We start from the raw sequence: 565 nt of genomic DNA, 5'->3' as shown, positions 1-565 counted from the left end.
GGTCATGGTAACTGGGGCTATTACTGCGGCACTGATCAGCCTCGGACTTCGGATTGAAGAAATCGTTGCCCTGTTGGCTGAGGTGGCGAGTTTTAGCTTCCTCGTTTCATATGCACTCGTCCACGTTGCTGTTGTCGTCGTCCGACGAGCGGACCCGGAAGACTACGATCCTGAGTTCGAGTTGCCGAGCCTTCTTTATCCAGTCGTTCCGATTTTGGGCGTTATCCTTTCGTTTGTTGTGATTTCTCAGATGGCACCGATCGTACGATATATCGGTATCGGTATTATTGCACTCAGCGTCCTCTGGTACTTCGGATACGTACAAGGTCGGGTTGACGACGACACACTGGTCGGTGACGCGATCGTCGGCGAGGCTACTGACGTGAGAGAAACAGCGGACACGTACACGATCGTCGTACCGATTGCAAATCCGGAAACACAAAAGGAGTTGTTACGTCTCGCTGCGGCCAGCGCACGCACGCACACCGAAGTCGAGCAGCCTGAAATTGTCGCTCTAAACGTGATTCAGGTTCCCCGTCAAACAGCACTCGAGCAGAATCTCCAG

The 565-nt window shown here is 53.3% G+C and carries 1 protein-coding gene; it reads left to right on the top strand.

Going from position 1 to position 565, the window contains the following annotated elements; genetic code table 11:
• A partial coding sequence (locus tag ABD299_RS24745; protein ID WP_425581420.1) for a hypothetical protein occupies positions 1-565 on the top strand: 565 nt, incomplete at both ends.

The organism is Streptomyces sodiiphilus (assembly GCF_039529215.1).
Taxonomy (GTDB): Bacteria; Actinomycetota; Actinomycetes; order Streptomycetales; family Streptomycetaceae; genus Streptomyces; species Streptomyces sodiiphilus.
The sequence above is the reverse complement of the archived record's forward strand: the minus strand, read 5'-3'. Positions and strand labels throughout refer to the sequence as shown.